Here is a 24,921-nt window from a genome sequence, read left to right as displayed (position 1 = left end):
GGCCGTTATACTGCCGATGTCATCATCGTTCGGATCAATCACGTGGAAACCGTCTATAAATATGCGCTGGTGATCCTGCTGCTGGTCGTGCTGTTCAATCTCGGTCAAGCGCTGTACTTCATGATGACCGACAAAGACGGCAGCAAGCGCACGGTATGGGCGCTAACCCGTCGCATCGGCCTATCGATCCTGCTGATCCTGATGGTCGTACTCGGCATCTGGATGGGCTGGCTGCACCCACACGACGTGGGTCAGTGATTGTAGCGGCCCGCCGGGGTTTACGCCTTGCCCGCGACAACCCGTCGAGGCTGCAGCGCCGTTAGGGTGGTCAGCGGCCAGGGCCAGCATCGCCCTCTCTGGCTTTCGGCTGCCGCCAAAGTCGAGCAAAAAAAAGCCCGCCAATGGCGGGCTTTTTGTTGGCTCCGACCGGGCAGATCAGAGAATGTAGACAAACATGAACAGGCCCAGCCAGACCACGTCGACGAAGTGCCAGTACCAGGCCACCGCCTCGAAACCAAAGTGGTGATCCTTGCTGAAGTGACCCTTGGCGCAACGCAGCCAGATCACCGCCAACATGATCGTGCCCAAGGTCACGTGCATGCCGTGGAAACCGGTCAGCATGAAGAAGGTCGAGCCGTAGACACCGCTCTGCAGGGTCAGGTTGAGCTGGCGATAAGCCTCGATGTACTCGTGCGCCTGGAAGTACAGGAAGGTCGCGCCAAGCAGCACGGTAAGGCCCAGGAACACTAGGATCTTGCCGCGATGACCTGCCTTCAAGGCATGGTGAGCGATGGTGATGGTCACGCTGGAAGTCAGCAGGATCAGCGTATTGAGCAGGGGCAGGCCCCAGGCCGCCACCGTCTGGAAGCTACCGCCGATACGGTCCGGGCCACCGCCGCCATTGGCGCCCCACGCCGCGGCGTAGTCGCTCCACAAGAACTGGTGCGTCAGTACGCCATGACCTTCGCCACCCAGCCACGGCACCGAGTACATGCGGGCGTAGAACAAGGCACCGAAGAACGCTCCGAAGAACATCACTTCGGAGAAGATGAACCACATCATGCCCATGCGGAACGAGCGATCCACCTGGCTGTTATAGCTGCCGGCCAGCGATTCGCGGATAACCGAGCGGAACCAGCCGAAAAACATCAGCAGGATGCCGGCCACGCCGATTTTCAGCGTCGTGCTGCCGAAAAACTCCTCGCCCGGCTGTGCATTCAGCCAGTGTGCGGCACCGAATACGGTGACGAACATGACCACAGCGGCCACGATCGGCCAATAACTCTTGCTCGGTACGAAATAAGCGTCTTGCTGGTGACCCATGGTGAGACCCCGTGGATATTCTTGTTTCCATCCGCCTCGCCGGACCGCGCGAGACACTTCAACCCGCGTCGCCCGACTCGGCGGCGCGGAGGGATACCGCTTTGCGTAACCGGCTTACGAGAACTTCAACATCTGCAGGATCGAGAGCAGGAAGATCGCCACCGCCACCACGGTAACCGCCAGGGCGGTGCGCCGTGCGCTCTTGAGACGCGCCTGCTGCATCGGATCTTTCACTTGTTGCGTCATCGCTTGCCGTTCCGCATGTCCCGACTCGTCAACAGCCGGGACACTTAATCAATCGTCAGTGTGACCGTGAGCCAGTTCATCGTCATTGATGATCGGCGGCACATCGAAGGTATGGAACGGCGCCGGCGACGGCACTGTCCATTCCAGACCCTTGGCACCTTCCCATACGCGATCCGTGGCTTTCTTCTTCGAGAACCACACCGTATGGATGATGACGCCGAGGAAAATCAACTGCGAGGCGCCGAACCAGAAGCCGCCGATCGAGCTGATCATATTGAAGTTGGCGAAGGCCACGTTGTAATCCGGAATACGGCGCGGCATGCCGGCCAGACCCAGGAAGTGCTGCGGGAAGAACAGCACGTTGACCGAGATCACGCTGGACCAGAAATGGATCTTGCCCCAGGTTTCGCTATACATGCGGCCAGTCCACTTCGGCAGCCAGTAATAGCTGCCCGCGATGATCGCGAAGATAGCGCCGGTCACCAGCACGTAATGGAAGTGCGCCACCACGAAATACGAGTCGTGATACTGGAAGTCGGCCGGAGCCAGCGCCAGCATCAGGCCGGAGAAGCCACCGATGGTGAACAGGATCACGAACGCGATCGCCCACAGCATCGGCGTCTCGAAGGTCATCGAGCCGCCCCACATGGTGCTGACCCAGTTGAACACCTTCACGCCGGTCGGCACCGCGATCAACATCGTCGCGTACATGAAGAAGATCTCGCCGCCCAGCGGCAGACCCACCGCGAACATGTGATGCGCCCACACGATAAACGAGAGGAAGGCGATCGAGGCAATCGCGAACACCATCGCCTTGTAACCGAAGATCGGCTTACGGGCGAAGGTCGGGATGATCTCCGAGACCAAGCCGAACGCCGGCAAGATCATGATGTAGACCTCGGGATGCCCGAAGAACCAGAAGATGTGCTGGAACAACACCGGGTCGCCGCCGCCAGCCGCATTGAAGAAGCTGGTGCCGAAATACTTGTCGGTGAGCAGCATGGTCACCGCACCGGCCAACACCGGCATCACGGCGATCAGCAGGAAGGCGGTAATCAGCCAGCTCCACACGAACACCGGCATCTTCAGCAGATCCATGCCCGGCGCGCGCATATTGAGAATGGTCGCAATGATGTTGATCGCGCCCATGATCGAGCTGATACCCATCAAGTGGACCGCGAACACCACGTAGGCTACCGAGTCACCCTGCAGCGACAGCGGCGGGTACATGGTCCAGCCACCGGCCGGGCCACCACCTGGCATGAACAAGGTGGACAGCAGCAGCGCGAAAGCGAACGGCAGAATCCAGAACGACAGGTTGTTCATGCATGGTGGTCATTTCGTTGAAGAAATACGGCTGGACCAGCTGCAATCCCGGCTTGAACAACTCGGCGCGGATGACCATGGCGAAGCTACCGCCAATGAAGAACATCGCCAACGAGAAGATCAGATACAGCGTGCCGATGTCCTTGTGATTGGTGGACATGCACCAGCGCGTGAAGAAATTCTTCGGCGCGCCGTGATGATCGTCGTGGTGATCGTGGGTGGCTGCGTGGGCCATGGCCTTGCACCTCTACCTAAATGCGAATTACGTGAACATGAGTGAGCGGAAATCCGCTCAGCCCTTGTGATTGTCCGTTGCCGGGGTTGCTACTGCCGAGGTTGCTTGCGCAGTCGCCGGCGCGGCGACGGTGGAAGCAGCCGCTGGCGCGGCAGCCGGAGCGGGCTGCGACGCCTGTGCCTGCTTCTCAGCCAGCCACTTATTGAACTCGTCCTTCGTTACCGCCTTCACCACGATCGGCATGAAGCCGTGATCCTGGCCGCACAACTCGGCGCACTGGCCACGGTAAACACCAGGCTCATTGATATTGGTCCAGGCCGCGTTGACGATGCCCGGAATGGCATCCATCTTCCAGCCCAGCGCCGGCACCCACCAAGAGTGGATCACGTCACCGGCGGTAATCACGAAGCGGACCTTGGTGTTGATCGGCAGCACCAGCGGCTCGTCAACGTTGATCAGATAAGTGTTGTAGCCGTCGACTTTGACCGCGTTCGGGTCCAGGCCTGACTTCAGCTGGCGCGTCTCGTCGCTTTCGCGATCGAGCTTGGACATGAAGCCGACCTTGTCGATCGGCTTGCCCTTGTAATCGACGTAGTCGTAACGCCATTTCCACTGGTAACCGGTGATCTTCACGGTCATTTCAGAACCGGTGGTATCGGCGAACATCTTCAGGCCATTGGTGGCCAGATAAGCCAGCACCACCAGGATGATCACCGGGATCGTGGTCCAGATGATTTCCACCGTGGTGTTGTGCGACCACTTCTCCGCCACCGCGCCACGCGACTTGCGGAAGCGGAACATGGCGATGAACATCGCGCCGAACACCAGGATGCCGATCACAACGCAGACACCGAAGGCGACGTTGTTGAGGAAATACGGCACGTTTGAATACGTGGTCACGCCGCGCGGCATATTCAGCTGCCCGGGTTCCGGGTTCGCTTGAACCACACTGCCGAACAACGCAAAGGCGGCCACCGCCAACGCTGTAACTGCTCGTTTGATGCCGCCAGGCCTGATGCCGCCAGATGTCATGTCTTGCACCTTTGTTGAACCTACCTGCGCGGCTGGCGGTTTAAATCGGCCAGCAGCACCATGAGTTTCCTCGAAAGCTCGGCACGCTCCTCATCAGCGAGGAAAGCCCCGATCTCCAACACACGCCCATGCGACGACAGCAGCAGACGATGTCCGTGACCGAGTCGTCCATTGAGCTCGAACCGCACGCGCACCCAGTAAGGCTGGAAACGCATACAGCGCCGACCCGGCAGAAATTGCACCTCCAGCGACGACTCGTCGAGGGTGATGCGCTCACTGCGGTCGCCGGCTCGCCAGGCTACGCCCAGCGCGAAAGCTACTGCGGAAGACTCGACCAGGGCGAACAGCGGGGCAAATACATTCCCCTGCCACGCACCCAGCCCGGCCGTTATCAGCGCCAGCGCCGCCATTCCCCCGATCAAACAACGCAGCCCGCGCCGACTGAGCGCGCGATTGGGCTTGAGCCACAACGTCACGCACGGCAAGCCGGCAGCAGCTGGTCGAAGCACGATCATGGGGATCCGGCGTGCCTGGAACGCGGGAATGATAGGCCGCGGCGCCCAAACGGGCAAGAATGACGCACCCACTTGACGCGAATCAGGCATCACAACGTGATGCCGCGGCGGCCATCACCGACAAATCGCAAGAGCGTGCCGCGAGCAGACCCGACCCACGTACTGCGTGCGAATGAATGCACCGCCTTAAGCCAGACCCTTGAACAAAGTCGCTGGAAAAAGCCAGGGATGGGCGATCACCCACCCCTGGCTTGCGGCCTGCTCCATGCAGGCCAACCGCGATCAATTCAATGCGTTGCCGGCTTCGACCAGGCTGTTATAGGCCTTGGTCACCTGGCCGCCGCTACCTTCGACCATCCACGAAGACGCGGGCTCGAGCATCATTTTCTCGCCTTCGGTGTAGGCGACATGGTCGCGAATACGGCGAATCCGCCCCTTGGCCGCCTTGCGGAAATCCTCCAGGGTGCTGTTGTAGCGGCCCCACATGCCCGGGGCGGCGTCCTTATGAGCGCTGACATACGCCAGCAGCTCGTCAGCGCTTTTCTCGTAGGCATCCATCCGTTCGCTGGCCTTGGCCACATCGAAGGTCTCGCCCTGGATCAAGCCGACCAGCTGCTTGGCCCGGCTCATGGTGGCCATCTGCAGATAGGGCAAGGTGCGGCCCTGCTCCTTCTCCAGCTGCTGCATGCGCGCTTCAAGTACTTGATCGTTCTGCACATCGAGCTCGTCAGAGAACTTTTCGCTGGCGGCCTCGAACGCATCCATCCGCTCGACCAACTGCGGATGCAACTGCTTGCCCTTGGCGAAGCCGTCGTCCTTGTAATTGCCGCGGTCGTAGTAGGTGTCGGCCTCCAGCACCACCGTGCTGAGCGCATCCAGAGCCTGGATATAGGTCTGACCCTCAGCGTCGAGCTTAGCCATGGCCGGCGACTGGCCGGCTGCCTTGGCAAAGTCTTTTTTGCAGGACTGAGTGGCGTCCGGGTCGATCTTGTACAGGCCGTAGACAACGGTTTCCTTGCCCGTAGGCCCTGCCTTCATGTCTTTTACCCAGCTGCTGTAACGGCTGATGCTGTTGTGTGCGCTATTGTCCAGGCGGTTAAAGCACTCGATATACAGCCCCAGCTTGTCCGAGGCGGAGCTATCGACGGCGGCCGGTGCCGGCGTTTCTGCCGCGGCGGCGGCCGGCGCCTTGCTGTCCGCGCCGGCTTGCGGCGCGGCGGCCGGAGTCGCGGCGGGCGCGGGCGCATCCTTGTTCGAGCAAGCCGCCAGGCCGGCCAAGGTCAGGGCCAGCAGCGAGAGCGACAGCGGCTTCATATGGGTCATACGCATAAAGAAAAAGGTCCTATTCCATTGGAGAGAGAAATATCCGGGGCGCCATCCAACCCCCCTGCTATGGCTTGGCGCGCCGGCGACATTACACTAGGCAGCTTCGCTTCACCCCCACACCTCACCCTCCGCCTGTGCAGGATGACTTCCCCGCTGTGAGCCAGATCATCTTTCCCGAACTCCCGACCGGCACCGAGCCGGCCCGCGCGCGCATTACCGCCGCATGGCTGCGCGATGAAACCGAGGCGGTCAACGACCTGCTCGCACAGGCGACGCTGCCCCCCGCCGAACGCGAAAAGGTCATCGACCTCGCTGCCGACCTGGTCAGCCGGGTGCGTACCCGCGCCAAGGATCAAAGCGCAGTCGAATCCTTTATGCGCCAGTACGACCTGTCTTCCGAGGAAGGCGTCTTGCTGATGTGCGTGGCCGAAGCGCTGCTGCGGATTCCCGATTCGGTCACCGCCGATAAGTTGATCCGCGACAAACTCGGCGACGCCGACTGGAAAAAACATCTCGGCCAAAGCGAGTCGCTGTTCGTCAACGCCTCCACCTGGGGCCTGATGCTGACCGGCAAGCTGGTCAATCTGGCCGAAGACACCCGCCACGACTTTGCCAGCGCCTTGCGTCGGCTGGTCGGCCGCGCCGGTGAGCCGGCGATCCGCCTGGCGGTGCGCCAGGCCATGCGCATCATGGGTCATCAGTTCGTGATGGGCCGCACCATCAACGAAGCGCTGGACCGCTGCGCCAAGAAGGAATACGCGGTCTATCGCTACTCCTACGACATGCTCGGTGAGTCGGCCCTGACCAGCGAAACCGCCGAGCGCTACCAGCAGGATTACCGCAACGCGATCGCCGCCATCGGCGCGCGCGGCCCGTTTGCCAACCACACCGATGCGCCGTCGATCTCGGTCAAACTGTCGGCACTGCATCCGCGTTACGAAGTCGCCAACCGCGCACGTGCGCGCCGCGACCTCACCGAGAAGTTGCTTGAGCTGTCGCAGCTGGCGATGAAGTACGGCATCGCGCTGTCGGTCGACGCCGAAGAAGCCGATCGCCTGGAACTGTCGCTGGATATCATCGGCGATGTGTTCGCCCACCCCTCGCTGGAAGGCTGGAATGGCCTGGGCATCGTGGTGCAGGCCTACGCCAAGCGCACCCCGTTCGTGATCGACTGGCTGGTCGAAACCGCCCGCGCCAGCGGCCGTCGCTGGTATGTACGCCTGGTCAAGGGCGCCTACTGGGATGCCGAGATCAAGCGCGCACAAGAAAACGGCCTGCCCGGCTACCCGGTGTATACGCGCAAGCCGAACACCGACGTGTCTTATCTGGCCTGCGCGCACCGTCTGTTCAACGCCGGCAGCGCGCTGATCTACCCGCAGTTCGCCACCCATAACGCGCACACCATCGCCGGCGTGCATCACATCGCGCAGGGACGCCCGTACGAATACCAGCGCCTGCATGGCATGGGCACCGATCTCTACGCCGAGGTCATCGGCCCGAAGAGCTTGAACGTGCCATGCCGCGTGTATGCCCCGGTCGGCAGCCACGAAGACCTGCTGCCCTACCTGGTGCGCCGCTTGCTCGAAAACGGCGCCAACACGAGCTTCGTCAATCGCGTGGTAGACGAGAGCGTGCCGGTGCGCGAACTCGTTGCCGATCCCTGCGAAACCGTTCGTGCTTTTGTTTCTATCCCGCACCCGCGCATCCCGCTGCCGGTGAATCTCTACGGTGAACTTCGGAAGAATTCCATGGGCGTCAACTTTGCCAACGATAACGAACTGAAAGCACTGGCCGAAGCGGTTGCCGCCAAATCCGGCCCGTGGAACGCCGGCCCGCTGGTGCCCGGCGCGAACAGCACCGGCGCTACCGTGCAGGTGACCAACCCGGCCGATCGCCGCCAGACCGTCGGCAGCTACGTCACCGCCGACAGCGCCACCGTGGACAAGGCGCTGGCCAATGCCGTCGCCGCGCAATACCAATGGGACCGTCTGCCCGCGGCCAGCCGCGCGGCGATTCTCGAACACGCCGCCGAACAACTGGAAGCACGCCGTGGCGAGTTCATCGCCTTGTGCGTGCATGAGGCCGGCAAGAGCGTGCCCGACGCCATTGCGGAAATTCGCGAGGCCGCGGATTTCCTGCGCTACTACGCCACCATGGCGCGCCGTTTGTTTGGCCATCCAGAAACATTGCCGGGCCCGACCGGCGAAAGCAACCAGCTATTCCTCAACGGCCGCGGTGTCTTCGTCTGCATCAGCCCATGGAACTTCCCGCTGGCGATCTTCCTCAGCCAGGTCAGTGCGGCCCTTGCCGCCGGTAACGCGGTCATCGCCAAGCCGGCCGAGCAGACCTCGCTGATCGGCTATGCCGCGGTGAAACTGCTGCACGAAGCCGGCGTGCCAGCCGAGGTGTTGCAATACCTGCCCGGCGACGGCGCCACCGTGGGTGCGGCATTGACCCGCGATCCGCGTATCGCCGGCGTAGCCTTTACCGGCTCCACCGACACCGCCTGGGCGATCAATCGCTCGCTGGCCGCACGCAATGCGCCGATTGCCGCGTTGATCGCCGAAACCGGCGGCCAGAACGCGATGATTGCCGACTCCTCCGCGCTGCCTGAGCAAATCGTCAAGGACGTGATCGCCTCGGCGTTCCAGTCAGCCGGTCAGCGTTGCTCGGCCGCACGCGTGCTGTTTGTGCAGGAAGACATTGCCGACAAAGTCGCCGCGATGCTCACCGGTGCGATGGCCGAGCTGAAGGTCGGCAATCCCGGCCTGCTCTCGACCGATGTCGGCCCGGTCATCGACGAAGACGCCAAGAAGCTGCTGGTCGACCATGCCGCACGCATGGACAAAGAGGCGAAGAAGATCGGCGAAGTCGCGCTCGACCCGGCCCTCACCGGCCACGGCACCTTCTTTGCCCCGCGCGCCTACGAGATCGCCTCGCTCAGCGTGCTGCAGCGCGAAGTGTTCGGCCCGGTGCTGCACCTGATCCGCTGGAAAGCCAGCGAGCTGGGCAAGGTCGTGGAGGAAATCAACGCCACCGGCTACGGCCTCACGCTGGGCATCCATAGCCGCATCGATGACACCGTGGAATTCATCCAAAGCCATGCCCGCGTCGGCAACTGCTACGTCAATCGCAACCAGATCGGTGCCGTCGTCGGCGTGCAGCCGTTCGGTGGCGAAGGTCTCTCGGGCACCGGCCCGAAGGCTGGCGGCCCGCATTACCTGCTGCGTTTCGCCGGCGAGCGCACGCTCACCATCAACACCACCGCCGCCGGCGGCAACGCCTCGCTGCTGACCATCGGCGAGTAAGCCACACCAGCCCCACCGGATGCCGCGCATCCGGTGGGGCTGCATCTGTTCGATGCCAGCGACTCACATCGGCGCACTCAACCGGCGTCAGCGGCTACTGAACACTGCGAATCTTTCGCACCAGCATGCCACCCAGCCATGTGACGACAGCCGTGGCGAGATACAGCACCGCATACCCTCCCCCTCGCGTCACCAGAATGGCGGCAATCGCCGGTGCCACAACCTGGGGTGCGGAGTTGGCGATATTGATGATGCCCAAGTCCTTGCCGCGATCCGCCGCCTGCGGCAACACCTGCGTAATCAAGGCCTGATCGACCGCGGCATACGCGCCATAACCCAAGCCAAGCACGGTGGCGGCTGCCATCAGCAAGGGCCAGTTCGGCGGCAACATCAACATCACCGCGGCAATCGTCATCACCACGCTGGACGCGATCACATGCGCTTTGCGACGACCGCTGCGGTCGGAAAGCATGCCGCCGCCAAAAGCCCCGACCAACACGCCAGCGGTATATATCGCCACGACGATCAGCAAGCCGTCTTCGGAGGTCTTGCCCGGGAAAAGCCGCTCGTAGTGCAAGCCATCGCGCAGGAAGTACAGCATGTACAACGTGCCGATGGCATTGCCGAGATTGATCAGGAAACGGGTCGCCCAGGCCCAGGCAAAATCCGGGTGGAGGCGCGGGCTGATCCAGAAACCACGCAGGAATGCGCCGCTATCCCACGGCGGGCGTTCGCTGCGCGGCAATGGCGTATTGCGCACCAGCAGGACAAACGGAAGCGTGCAGGCCACCAAGGCCACCGCCACCAATCCATAACCTTGCGCGATGCCATGGCCGAACGTCGTCACTAGCAAAGCACCCACCACCACGCCCAACGGCTGCGTCACTCCGACCCATGCGCTGCACACGGCACGCTGTGCGACAGGCACCTGATCGGGCACTTCCGCCGTCAGCGCGGCCAGCATGGCATTAAGCGCCAGCTGCGCCACGCACCACCAGCAAGTGACGCCCACCAACGTGCTTTGCCTTCCAAGCATGACCAGCGCCACGGCCCCCACCAACGCGCCGCCGAGATTCCACGGGTGACGCCGACCGAAGCGCGACACGGTGCGATCCGACCAGGCCCCGAACAGCGGATTGGAAAACAGCGACACCAACGCGCCGATACCAGTCACCCAGCCCAGCGCGGATTCTTTGTCACCCGGCGCAAGTACCTCCATCTGTTGTGCCAGCAGGATCTGGATCGGCGCGAAAAACGCTGTCCACAAGCCGAGGTTCGACAACGCCATGCTGCCGTAGAAGCGCGCCCTTACCGGCACCACCGGCTCGGCCAGCGCCGCTGATGCTGCGTGGTCATCCACCGCGCGGGCGCTATCCATGCTCACCGGCTCGCCGCGATCAATCGGCGATACCAATCGAACGAGGCCTTGGGCGTGCGTTTCTGCGTGGCGTAATCGACATGCACCAGCCCAAAGCGCGGGCGAAATCCCTCGGCCCATTCGAAATTGTCGAGCAGCGACCAGACAAAATAACCGCGCACATCGACACCCGCATCCATCGCCCGGCGCAGCGCTTGCAGATGTTCGTGCAGATAGGCGATGCGACGTGGATCGTCGACACGACCTTGCGCATCGAGCGTGTCGGGAAACGCCGCGCCGTTCTCGGTAATGACGATGGGTGGCAGTTTGCTTCCGTAACGTTTACGCACATGCAGCAGCAAGGCATCGAAACCACTGGCATCGACTGGCCAACCCATCGCCGTGCGCTCGAAATGCGCGGGTGGCTCGGCCTCTTCGATCGGCAACTCGCCACGTCCGCCACGCACATATTGCGGGTTGTAGAAATTGATCCCCAGGAAATCCAGCGGCTGTGCGATGGTCTGCATGTCACCGGCGATCAGCGCCGAGGTATCGATGCCCAGCAAACGCAGTGCCCGGGGATAGCGCCCTAGCAAGAGCGGATCGGTGTGCATGCGCAGATGCAGGATCTCCAACAGATACGCCGCCAGCCGGTCTTTGATGCGTCCGCTGGCAGGGCGCGCACGCGACATGCTTTGGGCTATACCGATCTGCGCGCTGGCCGGCAGCGTCGCGCGCAGCGCCTGTACCGCCTTGCCGTGCGACAACAACAGGTGATGCACCACGGCAAAAATGTTCAACCCTCGCTGCAGGCCCGGCGCATGCGTGCCCAGGGCATGGCCTAGCGCCGTGTGCTCGAAGGTTTCGTTGTGAGTGATCCAGCGCGGCACGCGGTCGCCCAGGTGTTCGGCCACGACGCGCGCATATTCCGCAAAGCGGTCGGCGGTGTCGCGCTTGAACCAACCGCCGGCATCTTGCAGCGCCTGTGGCAAATCCCAATGAAACAGTGTCGGCACCGGGCTGATGCCCTTGGCCAGCAACGTATCGACCAGGCGCGAATAGAAGTCCAGGCCTTTGCTGTTGATCGCACCACGCCCCAGTGGCTGAATCCGCGGCCACGCGATGGAGAAGCGATACACATCGATACCTAGCCCGGCCATCAAGGCAACATCCTCGGGATAGCGGCGGTAATGATCGCAAGCCGTTTCGGCGGTATCGCCACCGGCGATGCGTCCAGGCTCGTCGCAGAACGTGTCCCATACCGACCTGCCACGGCCATCCTCCTGCAACGCACCCTCAATCTGGTAAGCCGACGTGGAAACGCCCCAGAGAAAATCCGGGGGAAAACGCGGCAACGGGATGGGCTCAGACATGGCTTCTCTATTCATCGGTGCAATCGTCGAACACCAGCGCAAAGCCCTTATGGCACCGAGCCCTTCGCCAGCATCGTCGCCACTTAGTTCAGCACGCCATCCTTGACCGCCCCAGGGTCAGTTGCGGCCAAATAGCACGGTGAAAACGGCCACGGCGCCACGGTGCCGATGCGTTGTGCGCCGCGCCAACCACCTCATCGTCATGCGTGATAGAACTGCGCACTGGGTCGACTGGGGTCGGCAACAGGCAACGAGTCGATGGCACAGGCAACTGCCCAGGCCGGCATGCAGCGAGAGCTATCGCCGGGCCGTCATGATCCCCGCTATCTGATGGCGGATATCTCGCCGAATGTCGTCGTCCATCTGGTCGAACGCGCCAAGCATCGCAGCCTGCCCTATGAACACTGGTTCGCCGGACTGATGCTGAGCCGCGCTCAACTGGACGACCCCAACCTGCGCAGTTCTTACCGACAGGCGCGAACCCTGGTTCGCCGCGCGCTGGCCAGCCTGAACGAGCCTTCGCTGGGATTGCTCATCGGCCACCATGAAACCCTCGGCAGTTTCGGCGTGCTCGGCCTGGCCATGATGACCTCGCGCACCTTCGGCGAAGCCATGCGCGTAGGCATCGACAATCACCGCGTCTGCGGCAGCCTGCTCGATGTGGATTTCGCCACGGTGGACGCGCACACCGTAGCGGTGGAGGCTCGACCGCGCTTCGGTGAGATCGAGTTGCTGCCCTTTTTGTGCGAGGAGTTGTTCGCCAGTTCGCTGGCCATCGTGCGTGAGCTGGTGGGTCCGCCGCTGATGCCGCTCCGGCTTGAACTGAGCTATCCCGCACCCAGCTATGCCGCCGAATATGCGGAGGTCTTTCGCTGCGAAGTACGTTTCGGCGCCCGGCAAAACCGCGTGCTGATCGACAACCGCTGGCTGGATCACCCGTTGCCCGGCTACAACCCGCTTACGGCACGCCAATCGCTGGCGCTGTGCTCGCACCAACGCGGCCATCAGGCGCCCGTGGATGAAATCGTCAGTTCGGTCGAACGTGTGCTGCGAGTGCGCCTGCAAGAGCATCCACGCCTACCCGAGGTCGCTCGCGAGTTGAATCTCAGCGAGCGTTCGTTGCGTCGCAAACTGGCCGACAGCGGGCGCATTTTTCGTGATATCCACGACCATGTACGCGCCGAGCGCGCGCTGGAGCTCTTGCACACAGGACGGCTCAGCGTGGCCGCCATCGGCAATGAACTGGGCTTTAGCGATCCACGCGAGTTCCGCCGCGCCTTCAAACGCTGGACCGGGGTGCCACCGCAAGCCGCCCGCCGCGCCGCGGACTGATCCGCTCCGCTCGCCACATCGGCGATGGCGACAACGCCGACCTCGCCGGCGAGCGCATTCTGGCCGAATTGCCCCCCTGTATCCGTCCATGGCGCCCTCCCCGCCCCAGCCTCTGTACGCAACAGTGATGGCTGGGCCGCGCTGTGCACCGCGACCGTGTCAACCATGCCTGGGGAGGTTCGATCGCCATGCGTCACCCGCTACTTATCATCGTGCTGGGCGGCCTGCTCGGCGGCTGCAACCACGACCATCCGCCAGCGGCGCAAGGCGATGCCGCCGAAGCCTTTCAAAGCAAGCTGCAACAGCAGCTGCTCGATGCCAAGCCAGGTAGCGTCATCGAGATCCCTCCGGGCCACTACACCCTCAATCGCGGCTTGAGCCTGCGCACCGATGGCGTCACCCTTCGCGGCGCCGGCATGGACAAGACCGTGCTGTCATTCAAGGGGCAGGTGTCCGGGCCAGAAGGATTGCTGGTCAACGCCAACGATTTCACCATCGAAAATCTCGCCCTGGAAGACACCAAGGGCGACTCGCTGAAAATCAATCAAGGCAAGAACATCATCATTCGCGGCGTGCGGGTAGAATGGACCGGCGGCCCCCAGACCAGCAACGGCGCCTATGGTCTGTACCCGGTAAAAACGCAGAACGTGCTGATCGAGGACTCGGTCGTCATCGGTGCGTCGGACGCCGGCATCTACGTCGGCCAATCGCGCAACATCGTGGTACGCCGCAATCGCGCCGAGTTCAACGTCGCCGGCATCGAGATCGAAAACTCAGTCAATGCCGACGTGTACGAAAACACCGCTACTAAAAATACCGGCGGCATTCTCGTCTTCAACATGCCCAACCTGTCGCAGGCCGGCTACGCCACACGCGTCTTCAAGAACAAGGTATGGGACAACAACACCGACAATTTCGCCGCCAAGGGTGCGGCCGTAGCCAGCGTGCCGCGCGGCTCCGGCGTGGTGGTGAACTCAAATGACAAGGTGGAGATCTTCGATAACGACATCGCCAATCACCAGACCACCAACGTCATTATTTCCAGCTATTTCTCCACCAATTACTACAACACCCGCGGCGTTGCCGCCGACTACAACCCCTACCCCAAGGGCATTTATATCTACGGCAATCGTTTCAGCGGCGGCGGCGATATCCCCGACGGCATGAAGTTCAAGATGCTCAAGACAGCGGTATACGGCATCAATGGCCACTTCCCCGACGTGCTATGGGACGGCTATGCCGACACCAAGACGCTGGTCGATGGCTTGCCCCCGGCAAACGACCGTATTTGCATCGACGGCGCCAGCGGCGTGCTCAACGCCGACGGCCCCAACGAGTACAAACACCCCAGCACCGATACCAAGCCTTACCAATGCACGCTGCCGAAGTTACCCGCCGTCGCGTTGGACCCGGCACCGAAAAGTTGAGGCAGGCGAGCGTGGATTCGATGGCCCGGTTTTCGCTCAGCGGGCGCCTGCGCCCTGCATTCTTGTCCGCCCTCCTGTCGGTCGCGCTGCTCTTCTCGGGCTGCCACAAGAGCCTGCAGCCCGTGGCGTTTCAGCCGGAGGGGCGACCGCTCAAGCTGAGCGACTGGCATGTCGTGGAAGCACGCGATGGCAAGCTCGTGTTGAACCAGGGTGTGCTGCCATACGACCTCAACAGCCCCCTGTTCACCGACTACGCACATAAATTGCGCACGATCTGGATGCCCAAGGGCGTATCAGCCAGGTACAACCCCAGCGATACCTTCGACTTTCCGGTCGGCACCATCATCAGCAAGACCTTTTACTACCCCAAACCCCAAAGTCTCCCGGCAAGCGGCAGCGGCAAACCGGGCGATGTCGCGCGAAGCTACGACAGTTCACGCGACTTCACCGGGCAAGGGCTCGATCTGACCGAGGTGCGGCTTATAGAAACGCGCAGTCTGGTGCGCCGCGCCGAAGGCTGGGCGGCGTTGCCGTATGTGTGGAACGAAACGCAAACCGACGCGACGCTGGCGCGCACCGGCGCGGTGCTGCCGCTGACCTTGATCGATGACAAAGGCGCGCGCGAGGATTTCAATTACGTCGTGCCCGATGAAAGCCAATGCGCCAGTTGCCACGCGCAAGACTGGATCAGCCGCAAAATCCACCCGATCGGCCCCAAGGCACGCCACCTCAATCGCGATTACCACTACGCCGAGGGCAACCAGAATCAACTCGAACGCCTGACCAAGGCCGGCTATCTCAGCGGTGCGCCCACGCCAGCCTCGGCTCCGCGCAACACGAACTGGATGGACAGCAGCGCCTCGCTCGACGCGCGTGCACGTGCCTACCTCGACATCAACTGCGGCCACTGCCACAACCCGAACGGTGCCGCCAATACCACCGCCCTCACGCTCGATGTCAGTGCGGCACAAGACCGCCATCTCGGCATCTGCAAGCCACCCGTGGCAGCCGGCCGCGGTACTGGCGATCACCTCTTCGACATTGTGCCGGGCAAACCTGACGATTCCATCCTGGCCTATCGCATGGCATCCGCCGATCCCGGCGAGATGATGCCGGAGATCGGCCGCAGCACCGTGCACCGTGAAGGCGTGGCATTGATCAAGGCTTGGATCGCGACGCAGCCTGGCAGCTGCGTGACGATTCATTGAAAGCGAGCTGCGCCTTTGCAGCGACGGCCGGGATATCGCCCGGCATATAAAAAAACCTCCCTGCTTGCGCAAGGAGGTTTTGCTTTTACGTCGTTCGCTCGGCGGGATGACCCACTAGCGACATCCAGCCATTAGAACTTGTACTGGGCCGACAGGCTGAGCAGATTGCCGTAGTCGTCCGAGCTACCGGTCAGCACATCACCGGTCGAACTCACAGCGCCATTCATATGTGCGCTGTTGACGAAGATATGCACGTACGCGGCATTGATTTCGAAGTGCTCGCTGGCCTTGTAGCCAACGCCGAACGAAAGCCACTGGCGGGTCGAATCGGGCACGCGCGGGCTACGGGTGGAGGCATGCGTCGGCGTGGTGTCGATCGCAATACCGCCGCGCAAGGTGAACTTGTCGTTGAGGTAGTAATCGCCACCGATCGAGGCAAACCAGGTGTTACGCCACTGATACTGCTCCACGCTCGGCGGCTGTGCCGGGTTGCCGTAGTTCACTGCGAGCTGCTTGAACTCGCTCCACTGCGTCCAGGACAAATCCATACCGAGGCCAAACTTTTCGTCCTGATGCCAGAAGCTCAGGCCGGCCGTGGCTGGCGTGGTGAAATTAGCCGTGCCCGTGGTGTGCGTGAACGGCGTGGCACCGCCCAGCAGGGCGCCAACGGTCGGGTTGCTGAGCAGGGCTTGCACATTGGTCGGCATGGTGAAATTAGCCGTGCCTTCCAGCGTGTGCGAAATCTTGGAGCGGTAGCTCAGCGCCAGCCTGTCGTTGGGAGTCATGCGCCAGAACGCACCGACCTCATAACCATAGGCCCAATCGTCGCCCTTGATGCGCGCAATGCCATCGGAACCCGGCGGGACGATCGCACTGACCTGCTGCGCCAGTGCACCGGCTTGTGCAGGGCTGAGCTTGCCAGCGGCAGCGGCCTGCTGGATCACGCCCAGGCCGACGATGTTGTAGTTGACCGCGCTGGTCAGCTCCGCCGTGGTCTTCTGCGCGATGCCGCTGACGCCCAGGGAGAAGGTGTCCGTCACGTCATACGAGACCGACAGCGTGGCGTCGTAAGAGGCGAACTTGGACTTGATGCCGTTGTAGCGGCCAACCCAGTTGCGGTCGTACTCGGTCTGGAAACCGAACGGAACGGTCAGGCCGCCGCCGATATGCCAGCGGTCGCCCAGCTGAGTGGCGGCAAACATGGCAGGCACCGGCATGGTGGTACCGGCATCGCCGCCGTTACCGCCGCTGATCGGGCGACCGAGGGCGTCATGGGCCGAGCCGCTGAACTTGGTGCCGAAGTTGATGGCGGTGACGTCAGCCTGGAAATAGGTGCCCTTGAGCAGGGTCATCGCGGCCGGGTTGTTGACCACAACCGAGACGTCATCGCCTGCGGTGGTAGAACCGGCAAAGGCGCGGCCAATGCTTTGGGCGCTGTTCTCTTTGAGCTGAAACGCGCTGGCCTCAGCACTACGCGGCGCGGCCAGGGCGCCGACGATGGCCAGGCTCAGTGCCGCGAGCGCACATGGGCGCGCAACGCGCGAAATGTTTGGGAAGGACACTTGCATCGACTTGCTCCTGCTTATCGTTGATCCGGCTCGAGTAATGCGCGAGGGGCTGGGGGCTTGACCGCCGGCTGGATTCATACGTGCGTTTGATACCCCTGCCCGGCACTGTGCCGCCTCAGTTAAATGCATGCAAGTGCAGTTGCAGCAATTTCGCCGTGGATAGGGTTCATTGACCGCTGTTGCATCCGGAATGCCGGGAGATCGCCGCCAGTGGCTGCCTCATCGCCGCGCCTGTGCCCCTGCCACTTGTATTTTCTACGTTAAAAACCACGGCACTGCAGCACATCAGCGCCTGCCTGTGTGCGTCTGACCTCCCACTTTTCCACGCTTCGCTCCTACTCCCTGCCGCAGGCTGTTACGCTTTGCTGCCTGCGCCGACGCCTATTGCGTCCAGCGCCTTTCGCCGCGGTCGGGTACACACCATGCATTGTTTCGTCTATGCCAGCCTGCGCAAGGCCGACACGTATCTATGGTTAGCCAAACGAGATGACTTCAACGTGATGTCGGAGTCATTGGCGCAGTTACTGGGCGGTTTGCGCTTCGTGATGGAAATGGAATTGAGCGAGCAACGCCGGCTGCCACAAGAAGATGCTCGGCAAGTGCTAGGGCACCTGCGCAGTCAGGGCTGGCATTTGCAGTTGCCGCCGAAAGAAACCCTGGCCGGCGCCAATCACCTCGCCTATAAGAGCGCCCCGCAAAGCGATCGCAGTCACTGACGTCTCGCATTACCGACCGCCTGTCACCGATCGCTCGCCGATCTCCCTAACGGATCTCTGTTAACAACGGATTACCGTCTTATACCTGGACGATTCCTATACTGCCGCCTATGTCTGAACCCAAATCGCGCCGCCGTCCACCCACCCTCCTCAAAGCCCTTGCCTGGTTCGTGCCTGGTTTGATCGCTGTCGCGCTCGCCGCGCTCGGCGCGCATCCGCTGGCACTGATACCGCTGCTGGCCGCCAATGCGCTGACGATGGCTGCGGTTTGCCACGCGATCGGCTTTGATCCCGAGCCGCGTTTCGGCCGCACTGTCTTGCGCCGCGGCGCCGCGCACCTGGTGATGTTTACCGGCTATGTCGCGCTGGTGTTTTTGCTGATCGCCTGGCCCATGTTGAAGCTCAATCAAGAGCATGGCCTTGGCGCTACCCTGATGTTGGCCGCGGCGCTGGTGCTCGCGCTGGCCGCGTTGTGGCGCATGTGGCCGGCGTTCGGCCTGGTTTTTGTGTGGGATGACGCCTATCCCGCGCAAAGCGACGGCTCGTGGATTTTCACCGCCACCGCACGCAGCATTGCGTTTGGTCGCCACTTGTCGCGCGAAGAACGTTTTTTCACCCATTTCTTGCCCGCCGCCCTGGCGCTGCTGGTATTGGCGTTTGGCGCCATCACGCTGACCGGGCTGTACGGCGCACTGCCGAGTGAACTGCGCATCAGCGCCTTGGCGCTGTATGGCGTGGTGTTGCTGCCACTGGGTTGCCTGGTGATTGCCAACCGCACCCTGCGCGCGCTGCTATGCGAGAACCGCCCGACGCTGCGCCGCGCGGCTACCAGCCCAGCGAGCAACAACGTGGATCAACCACGCGCGCCGGCGCCGCCGGCAGCGCCACCACAACTGAGCGAAGAGGAGCGCACCGCCGGCACGCCAGAACAGGCCCTGGCGCTGCTCAACGCTACCCGCGACAGCGACATCGAGCGCGCTATCGCGCTGGTCGAGGCAGGCGCCGATCCGAACACCGCGCCAGCTACCGGCGATCGCGACCAGCGGCCGGTGCTGATGCTAGCCGCCCTGCTGCCCGACACGCGCTTGCTGCGCACGCTGATTGCCAAGGGCGCCGACGTCAATCGCGCCAGCGGCGGCCTCACGCCGTTGCTGGCGGCAACTCGCGACAGTCGTCACGGCCGCGCCGAAGCAGTGATGACCCTGCTCGCCAACGGTGCCAACCCCTTGGTCACCGATACTCAGGGCAATAGCCCCTTGCACGGCGCGGCACTCAGCGCCGAGCCGATCGTCGCCGCCATGCTGCTGGATGCCGCAGCCTCTCCCAACGTATTGAACCGCGCCGGTATCAGCCCGCTCGCCGCCGCTTGCCACGCCGCCAATTGGCCGCTGGTGAAATTTCTGCTGGAGCACGGCGCCAAGCCCACTCCACCGGATGGCGAGCCGGCCCTGGTCGCCGCCGCCGGCATTGCCGACGACGACGTCGAAGGCGTCAAGCTGTTGCTCAAGCACCGCGCCGCGGTGAATGCCGTCGACGCCCGCCATCGCAGCGCCTTGATGGCTGCGGCCGCCGAAGGCCACGAACAAATTGCCCGCGTGCTGCGCAATGCCGGTGCCGACGTTACCCTGGCCGACCGTCACGGCAGCACCGCCTTGATGGAAGCCGCTCGCGCCGGCGCGGTAGGTATCGTGCAATTGCTGGCCGAAGCCCAACCCGATGCACGCGCACGCGACAGCCACGGCCGCGACGCGCTGACCCTCGCCTGCCAGTCACCGCACGCCCATGCGGAAACCGTGCGCGCCCTGATCGCCCTGGGCGCCGAACCCAAGGCTACCGGCAGCAATGGCCGCAGCGCGCTCGACCATGCCGCCGCCGCAGGCCGTTGGGATCTGGTCGCCCTGCTCGATCCGGAAACCCCACTACCCGCCAACCTCAGCCTGGACGCGTTGCCCGAAGGCGCCGACACCCCGGCGCATCTGCTCGATGCCTTGCGCTTTGGCCATTGGGCGATCGCCTCCACCTTCGTGCACCGCGTGCGTGACTGGCCGCAGGCGCAGCTGGCGCAGCTGTATCTGGATCTGTCCGCCTCCGGCCTCAGCATGGCTCGCCGCTGGCTGCTCGATCACGCGCTGGACCCCGAGGCACGCCTGCAGGCCCAGCTGATCGATGACGCCGAAACCAGCGAGGCCGCCGAACACGCGCTGGCGCCGCTCGGACGCCGCCTTTTCGATGCGCTGCTGCAACAGCTGCCGGCGTCGACCGAAGCCATCGACGATTTACTCCAGGCCGGTGCCAGCCCCGCTGGCGCCGGCTTGCTGGCCCAAGCGCTGTTACGCCTCAACGACGGTGCGCAAGATGCGGCGTTGCCGCTGGCCTTGCTCGAACGCGGCGCCGACCCGTTCGGCGCCGATGCACGCGAACGCACCCCGCTACATCTGGCCACCATCAATGGCCAGCTGCCGCTGCTGCAGGCCTTGCTCAATCGCGGTTGCAATCCCAATACTCGCGACCCCAACGGCCACACGCCGCTATTCGCCGCGCTCGAGCACGGCGAGAAAGCACTGCCGTTTGTGCGTGCCTTGATCGCTCACGGTGCCGATCCCGAAGCCGTCGATGCCAATGGCGTCACCCCGCTAGGTTTGTCGCTGGAGCACAGCGAGATCCAGCGCTGGCTCAATTGGGGCGAATGGTCACGCCCGCGTCGCCCGCTGCGCGCCGATGATTTGCCCGCGGCGGCGGCCGCTGGCGCCGTGGTCGCGGTGGAACGTTTACTGGAACTGGGCTTCCCGGTGGATACCCGCGATCCCAAAGGCGTCACTGCCTTGCTGCATGCCTGCGGCACCGGCCATCGCGAGGTTGCCATCCGCCTGCTCGATGCCGGTGCCGATCCGGCCTTGACCGCCAATAGCGGCATGACCCCGCTGGCCGCAGCGGTCGCCGCGCGGCGCGAAACCCTGGTTGCGTTGTTGCTTGAGCGCGGCGTCAGTGCCGATCAACGCCTGCCCAGCGAAGCCACCGCATTAATGGTTGCCGCCGGCATGGGCTATCCGGAAATCGTCGAGAAGCTGCTCGACGCCGGTGCCGACATCAATGCCGTCGATACGCGCGGCCAAACCGCCCTGCATGCCGCGGCGCAATTTGGCTTTGAGCACAACGACAGCCTGCGTGCGCATCGCTTGTTCGACACGCTGCTCAAGCGCGATGCCGAGATCAATCGCGCCGACAACGAAGGCACCACCGCACTCTTGTTCTTGCTTGGTGCACAACAACGCCCCGGCAGCGCCTGCGATGCCACCCATATCGGCGCCTTGCTGCCGGTGTTGCTGGACGCCGGCGCGCAACTGGAACACGCCGACAAACGCGGCGTAACCGCACTGCATGCCTGCGCCATGCACGCCCTGTTGCCGCCAGCGCGCGTGCTGCTGGCGCGAGGCGCTGACCGCAGCGCCGTGGATGCGTTCGGCCGCACCGCAGCCGACGTGGCGCGTCAGCTCGGCTATATCGATATCGCGCACGAACTGACTGCACGCACTGGGGCCATCCCTAGCGTGCGGCAGATGTTGCGGCAACCGGCGCAGCCGGCGGATTGAGCATGTCGGTCTGGCGTTAGCGACGGCGGCAAGCCGCCACCCCCTCCCAGCCTCCCCCTGCATGCAAGGGGAGGAGCAAAGCAAACCCCGCCTCAATGAACTCCCTCCCCTGCTTGCAGGGGAGGGCTGGGGAGGGGGCGGGGTCTGACGACAAAACATCAGCATTGCAAAAAATCAGGCCAGTAAATCAGCCGTCCAAATCATGGCAGTCGGTCCACACCACCCCGGCATCATGCGTCTGCTGCAACAGCCACGGCACCGCCTGCTGCGCCTTGTCGTGAATGTCATGAAACAGAATCACGCCACGACGCCAGAGCAGCATCAAGGTCAGCACGCGCTGCCGAACCTGGTCGGCATCGACCTTGCTGTTCCAGTCCTGCGAGTCGATATTCCACAACGCCACGCGTAGACCCTGCGCCTGGAAGAACGCCGCACTGTCGGCACGCCGCTGACCAAATGGTGGCCGAAACCAGGGTGACTGCACCTCAGGCAACTGGGCCTGGATCAATGCCGTACTGCGGATGACCGAATCCTGCCACTGCGGCCAACCGCTATGCGATTTGTGCTCCCAGCCATGCGCGCCCACGCACATGCCCTTATAGGTCTGCGCCATCGCGTCACGCCCAGCGGCTTGTAGACGCGGTTGGAGGCGCTCACCCAGCACAAAGAACAGCGCGTGCAATTGATGCTCGCGCAGCATCGTCACCAGCCGGTCGGTGCCGCCGCCGATCGCGGTGGGGCCATCGTCGAAACTCAGCTGAAAATGGCGATCCGGCCAATCGCTGCCGGTGATCTCACGCGGCGAAAACACATCGACTTCGCTATTGGTGCGCGGAAACAAGGCTGCCAGGCGTAGCAGTTCATCGAGATAGGTGCGATGAAATGTCAGCGCGTTGTCGTACCACGATGCGTAACGCGCCTCGGCCGGCGCAGTAAAGCCCACGGCGGCTTTTCGAAAGCCGTCCAGATCGTGCACTGGCAGGCAAAACGGCTCGCTGCTTACGCAAGCTGCCGATGCCGCCTGATAGTTCAGCAGCAAACGCTGCCACCACTGCTTGCGCAGACGAGCGACGGAAGCCTCATCGACCTGCTTGATCTTCAAGCGTGTCATCAAGGTCGCCGCATCCATGGATTCACTTTCGGCCAGCGCAGGGGCAAACACCAACAACTCCGCGCGCGAGGCGCGATCGAAGCCGGCGTTGGAGCCTAGCGAATCGGGCCAGAGATCACGCTGGGGTGCGGCGACCAGCTGCGGCCCTGCCGCATGCAACGCACCAGTCAACAACGACAACAGCAACGGCATCATCAACCAGCGCGATCGCATCGCGAACTCCTTGTACAAATGGGTGGGACTACACCACAGCCCCGTAAAGACACGCCAGGTGTCGATGAATCTCGCTAGTTTCCGGTGCCACCAACCGCTGCCACCGGCACGGGCACCTTCCATGCTTTCTCGTCTTTATTGACGGTTTTTGTGCATATGACCCAGACACTGAGATGAGACAAGCCGTAGCTTCTGGGCACCCAGGCGGCGGTCAGAGGAACGGCGCATCGTGAAACCAGAACCTTCAGATTTGGATCCATCGCCTGCCAGTGTGTCTTGTTGTTTGAATTCTGCTGGACAAGAAAAGCGCGTGCTGCTTCTCTTATGTCATAAAGGCCATGCTTGACCTCATTGGAGCGGTCGTCCGCTATGCCCGAATAGAGCAAGGGCGCAGAGCTTTGCGCCGACCATAAAAGCATGACAACAGCGGCGGCTTTCATCTGACCCTCCCGTGATGATGGTGTGGGCGTCCCTGCCCGCTGCCCATCCATGGGCAGCTCCTTCCATTCAAGCTGCTTGCTTACTGCGTACGCGTTCGATCGCCTTGTCGTAGACCGGATTGGCTTTCGACTGTTTGGCCGACTGGTAGTTATCCCGCGCTTGCTGCAAATCACCCGCGTCTTCGTACAGGCGACCAATGTTGTAGTACGAGCTGGCGCGCACCGTCGACGCGCTTGCACCACTGGCCAGTGCGATCGCCTTGCGCGCCGCCCAGATGGCTTCGGCGCTACGGCCGGCCTTCTGATAGAACAAGCCCAGATTGCTATAGGCCTGACCATAGTTGGGATCGGCGTCGACCGCGCGGCGTACGGCGTCGATGGCAGCATTCAAATCACCGGCGTGATACGCCCGCTCGCCTTGCGCATTCAGCGCACGGGCACTGGCTTCATCGATGAGCTGATTGGCGGCAACGACCGTCGTGTGCTCATCGCCGTAATGATCGATCTCGCCCAGCACATTGGCCGGATCGCTTACCGTTACGCCGCTAAGTGTGTTGATGTCTTGAAACTCGCCCTCGCCGGTAATGCGGAACACCGTCCACAGATTGCCCTGCTTACCGGTCGGCACGTAGTAAGTGCGCACCAGCGACTCGCCGATATAAACATGGATCTTGGCCTGGCTATTGGATAGCGCCGTACTCGCCGGACGGTTGATGTCGGTGAAATCGTGCACGGCGTAAACATAGGTCTGACCGCTGTGCTTGCGCTCGACAGTAATCGTCTCGGGACCGTAGCTTTGGGTATTGTCGACATCGAGATTGGCATCCGCGCCGACCTTTTTGCCGAAATAGATATTGCCGCCCGGATAGACCAGATGCGAATCCAGATCGCGCGGCGTAGCGCCCCAGGTGAGCACGATGCGCATGCCGTCGAGGCTTTGCATCACCGGGCTAAGCGCATAGGTCATGCCCGTGCATGGGCATTTCGCCACCAGATCGGAATAGCCCGGCTTTTTCACGATGATCAGCGCATTGGCATCATCGGCAAACTCGCTGACCAGCCGCGCCTGACCTTGCACATCGGTAGTGGTCTGCACCGAACGCGCACCGTTCTTCTGCACGATGACGTTGGCGTTTTCGATTTTCTGGTCCTTCACCGTGGCACTGAGGACCTGCACCGACAGTTGTTCGGCATGTGCCACGGATACGCCGAATGCGCACAACAGCGCGGCAACCGACAGGGCGGGAGAGCGGAACATAAGCGCTTCCTTGCGTT

At 62.7% G+C, this 24,921-nt stretch carries 19 protein-coding genes and 1 pseudogene; 8 read left to right on the top strand and 12 right to left on the bottom strand.

What is annotated here, in order from left to right:
* Positions 1–42: 42 nt before the first annotated feature.
* Entirely contained in the window at positions 43–258 is a 216-nt protein-coding gene (locus tag OUZ52_RS01570) for a twin transmembrane helix small protein (RefSeq protein WP_266156543.1), read from the top strand.
* Between the two features lie 177 nt (positions 259–435).
* Here OUZ52_RS01570 and OUZ52_RS01565 read toward each other — a convergent pair whose 3' ends face one another.
* From OUZ52_RS01565 to OUZ52_RS01555, 3 genes and pseudogenes are all read right to left on the bottom strand, one after another.
* Positions 436–1,323, bottom strand: coding sequence for a cytochrome c oxidase subunit 3 (locus OUZ52_RS01565; RefSeq protein ID WP_266156542.1), 888 nt, complete (start codon positions 1,321–1,323; stop codon positions 436–438).
* A 114-nt stretch (positions 1,324–1,437) separates the two neighbouring features.
* Positions 1,438–1,569 carry a hypothetical protein gene (locus OUZ52_RS01560; protein WP_266156541.1) on the bottom strand — a complete coding sequence of 44 codons (132 nt, stop codon included), beginning with the start codon at positions 1,567–1,569 and terminating at the stop codon, positions 1,438–1,440.
* A gap of 48 nt (positions 1,570–1,617) precedes the next feature.
* Positions 1,618–3,001: pseudogene (locus OUZ52_RS01555) on the bottom strand (cbb3-type cytochrome c oxidase subunit I).
* Here OUZ52_RS01555 and OUZ52_RS01550 point away from each other — a divergent pair.
* Positions 2,894–3,175 (top strand): hypothetical protein, encoded by a 282-nt coding sequence (locus OUZ52_RS01550; RefSeq protein WP_266156557.1) that lies wholly within the window; start codon positions 2,894–2,896, stop codon positions 3,173–3,175. The pseudogene OUZ52_RS01555 and the gene OUZ52_RS01550 sit on opposite strands and share 108 nt — an antisense overlap.
* 12 nt (positions 3,176–3,187) lie before the next feature.
* On the opposite strand, the gene coxB is transcribed toward OUZ52_RS01550, so the two are convergent.
* The 3 genes from coxB to OUZ52_RS01535 form a co-directional block, all read right to left on the bottom strand.
* Entirely contained in the window at positions 3,188–4,162 is a 975-nt protein-coding gene (gene coxB, locus OUZ52_RS01545) for a cytochrome c oxidase subunit II (RefSeq protein ID WP_425493753.1), read from the bottom strand.
* A gap of 20 nt (positions 4,163–4,182) precedes the next feature.
* The gene (locus OUZ52_RS01540; RefSeq protein WP_266156540.1) at positions 4,183–4,677 is read right to left on the bottom strand and encodes a DUF2244 domain-containing protein; all 495 of its coding nucleotides are present in this window, start codon (positions 4,675–4,677) and stop codon (positions 4,183–4,185) included.
* Positions 4,678–4,959: 282 nt separating this feature from the next.
* Positions 4,960–6,006, bottom strand: a complete 1,047-nt coding sequence (locus OUZ52_RS01535; RefSeq protein ID WP_266156539.1) for a YiiG family protein — start codon at positions 6,004–6,006, stop codon at positions 4,960–4,962.
* 152 nt (positions 6,007–6,158) lie between these two features.
* On the opposite strand from OUZ52_RS01535, the gene putA reads away from it, so the two are divergent.
* Positions 6,159–9,311 carry a bifunctional proline dehydrogenase/L-glutamate gamma-semialdehyde dehydrogenase PutA gene (gene putA, locus OUZ52_RS01530; RefSeq protein WP_266156538.1) on the top strand — a complete coding sequence of 1,051 codons (3,153 nt, stop codon included), beginning with the start codon at positions 6,159–6,161 and terminating at the stop codon, positions 9,309–9,311.
* A 94-nt stretch (positions 9,312–9,405) separates the two neighbouring features.
* On the opposite strand, the gene OUZ52_RS01525 is transcribed toward putA, so the two are convergent.
* On the bottom strand, positions 9,406–10,689 hold the full coding sequence (locus tag OUZ52_RS01525; protein ID WP_266156537.1) for an MFS transporter: 1,284 nt from the start codon (positions 10,687–10,689) through the stop codon (positions 9,406–9,408).
* A 2-nt stretch (positions 10,690–10,691) separates the two neighbouring features.
* Complete coding sequence (locus tag OUZ52_RS01520) at positions 10,692–12,041, bottom strand: GH1 family beta-glucosidase (protein WP_266156536.1); 1,350 nt, start codon at positions 12,039–12,041, stop codon at positions 10,692–10,694.
* 258 nt (positions 12,042–12,299) lie between these two features.
* Between OUZ52_RS01520 and OUZ52_RS01515 the strand changes: the two genes are divergently transcribed.
* The 3 genes from OUZ52_RS01515 (at position 12,300) to OUZ52_RS01505 (ending at position 16,008) form a co-directional block, all read left to right on the top strand.
* The gene (locus OUZ52_RS01515; RefSeq protein WP_266156535.1) at positions 12,300–13,373 is read left to right on the top strand and encodes an AraC family transcriptional regulator; all 1,074 of its coding nucleotides are present in this window, start codon (positions 12,300–12,302) and stop codon (positions 13,371–13,373) included.
* Between the two features lie 188 nt (positions 13,374–13,561).
* Positions 13,562–14,800: a parallel beta-helix domain-containing protein gene (locus OUZ52_RS01510; RefSeq protein WP_266156534.1), complete on the top strand. Its 1,239-nt coding sequence runs from the start codon at positions 13,562–13,564 to the stop codon at positions 14,798–14,800.
* A gap of 20 nt (positions 14,801–14,820) precedes the next feature.
* Positions 14,821–16,008 (top strand): SO2930 family diheme c-type cytochrome, encoded by a 1,188-nt coding sequence (locus tag OUZ52_RS01505; RefSeq protein ID WP_266156533.1) that lies wholly within the window; start codon positions 14,821–14,823, stop codon positions 16,006–16,008.
* 131 nt (positions 16,009–16,139) lie between these two features.
* On the opposite strand, the gene OUZ52_RS01500 is transcribed toward OUZ52_RS01505, so the two are convergent.
* Positions 16,140–17,576 (bottom strand): OmpP1/FadL family transporter, encoded by a 1,437-nt coding sequence (locus OUZ52_RS01500; protein ID WP_266156532.1) that lies wholly within the window; start codon positions 17,574–17,576, stop codon positions 16,140–16,142.
* Between the two features lie 422 nt (positions 17,577–17,998).
* On the opposite strand from OUZ52_RS01500, the gene OUZ52_RS01495 reads away from it, so the two are divergent.
* Positions 17,999–18,292 carry a YcgL domain-containing protein gene (locus OUZ52_RS01495; protein ID WP_266156531.1) on the top strand — a complete coding sequence of 98 codons (294 nt, stop codon included), beginning with the start codon at positions 17,999–18,001 and terminating at the stop codon, positions 18,290–18,292.
* 110 nt (positions 18,293–18,402) lie between these two features.
* Positions 18,403–21,882, top strand: a complete 3,480-nt coding sequence (locus OUZ52_RS01490) for an ankyrin repeat domain-containing protein (RefSeq protein ID WP_266156530.1) — start codon at positions 18,403–18,405, stop codon at positions 21,880–21,882.
* A gap of 187 nt (positions 21,883–22,069) precedes the next feature.
* Here OUZ52_RS01490 and OUZ52_RS01485 read toward each other — a convergent pair whose 3' ends face one another.
* From OUZ52_RS01485 to OUZ52_RS01475, 3 genes are all read right to left on the bottom strand, one after another.
* The gene (locus OUZ52_RS01485) at positions 22,070–23,206 is read right to left on the bottom strand and encodes a polysaccharide deacetylase family protein (protein WP_266156529.1); all 1,137 of its coding nucleotides are present in this window, start codon (positions 23,204–23,206) and stop codon (positions 22,070–22,072) included.
* 74 nt (positions 23,207–23,280) lie between these two features.
* Complete coding sequence (locus OUZ52_RS01480) at positions 23,281–23,646, bottom strand: hypothetical protein (RefSeq protein ID WP_266156528.1); 366 nt, start codon at positions 23,644–23,646, stop codon at positions 23,281–23,283.
* Positions 23,647–23,713: 67 nt separating this feature from the next.
* Positions 23,714–24,904 carry a tetratricopeptide repeat protein gene (locus OUZ52_RS01475; protein ID WP_266156527.1) on the bottom strand — a complete coding sequence of 397 codons (1,191 nt, stop codon included), beginning with the start codon at positions 24,902–24,904 and terminating at the stop codon, positions 23,714–23,716.
* Between the last annotated feature and the right edge of the window lie 17 nt (positions 24,905–24,921).

This window comes from Dyella silvatica (assembly GCF_026283955.1).
GTDB lineage: Bacteria > Pseudomonadota > Gammaproteobacteria > Xanthomonadales > Rhodanobacteraceae > Dyella_C > Dyella_C silvatica.
The sequence above is the reverse complement of the archived record's forward strand: the minus strand, read 5'-3'. Positions and strand labels throughout refer to the sequence as shown.

Coding starts and splice junctions, on each gene's coding strand:
- OUZ52_RS01565 (WP_266156542.1), bottom strand. CDS start 1,323: ATGGGTCACCAGCAAGACGCTTATTTCGTACCGAGCAAGAGTTATTGG.
- OUZ52_RS01560 (WP_266156541.1), bottom strand. CDS start 1,569: ATGACGCAACAAGTGAAAGATCCGATGCAGCAGGCGCGTCTCAAGAGC.
- OUZ52_RS01550 (WP_266156557.1), top strand. CDS start 2,894: ATGCATGGTGGTCATTTCGTTGAAGAAATACGGCTGGACCAGCTGCAA.
- coxB (WP_425493753.1), bottom strand. CDS start 4,162: ATGACATCTGGCGGCATCAGGCCTGGCGGCATCAAACGAGCAGTTACA.
- OUZ52_RS01540 (WP_266156540.1), bottom strand. CDS start 4,677: ATGATCGTGCTTCGACCAGCTGCTGCCGGCTTGCCGTGCGTGACGTTG.
- OUZ52_RS01535 (WP_266156539.1), bottom strand. CDS start 6,006: ATGCGTATGACCCATATGAAGCCGCTGTCGCTCTCGCTGCTGGCCCTG.
- OUZ52_RS01525 (WP_266156537.1), bottom strand. CDS start 10,689: ATGGATAGCGCCCGCGCGGTGGATGACCACGCAGCATCAGCGGCGCTG.
- OUZ52_RS01520 (WP_266156536.1), bottom strand. CDS start 12,041: ATGTCTGAGCCCATCCCGTTGCCGCGTTTTCCCCCGGATTTTCTCTGG.
- OUZ52_RS01515 (WP_266156535.1), top strand. CDS start 12,300: ATGGCACAGGCAACTGCCCAGGCCGGCATGCAGCGAGAGCTATCGCCG.
- OUZ52_RS01510 (WP_266156534.1), top strand. CDS start 13,562: ATGCGTCACCCGCTACTTATCATCGTGCTGGGCGGCCTGCTCGGCGGC.
- OUZ52_RS01505 (WP_266156533.1), top strand. CDS start 14,821: ATGGCCCGGTTTTCGCTCAGCGGGCGCCTGCGCCCTGCATTCTTGTCC.
- OUZ52_RS01500 (WP_266156532.1), bottom strand. CDS start 17,576: ATGCAAGTGTCCTTCCCAAACATTTCGCGCGTTGCGCGCCCATGTGCG.
- OUZ52_RS01495 (WP_266156531.1), top strand. CDS start 17,999: ATGCATTGTTTCGTCTATGCCAGCCTGCGCAAGGCCGACACGTATCTA.
- OUZ52_RS01490 (WP_266156530.1), top strand. CDS start 18,403: ATGTCTGAACCCAAATCGCGCCGCCGTCCACCCACCCTCCTCAAAGCC.
- OUZ52_RS01485 (WP_266156529.1), bottom strand. CDS start 23,206: ATGCGATCGCGCTGGTTGATGATGCCGTTGCTGTTGTCGTTGTTGACT.
- OUZ52_RS01480 (WP_266156528.1), bottom strand. CDS start 23,646: ATGAAAGCCGCCGCTGTTGTCATGCTTTTATGGTCGGCGCAAAGCTCT.
- OUZ52_RS01475 (WP_266156527.1), bottom strand. CDS start 24,904: ATGTTCCGCTCTCCCGCCCTGTCGGTTGCCGCGCTGTTGTGCGCATTC.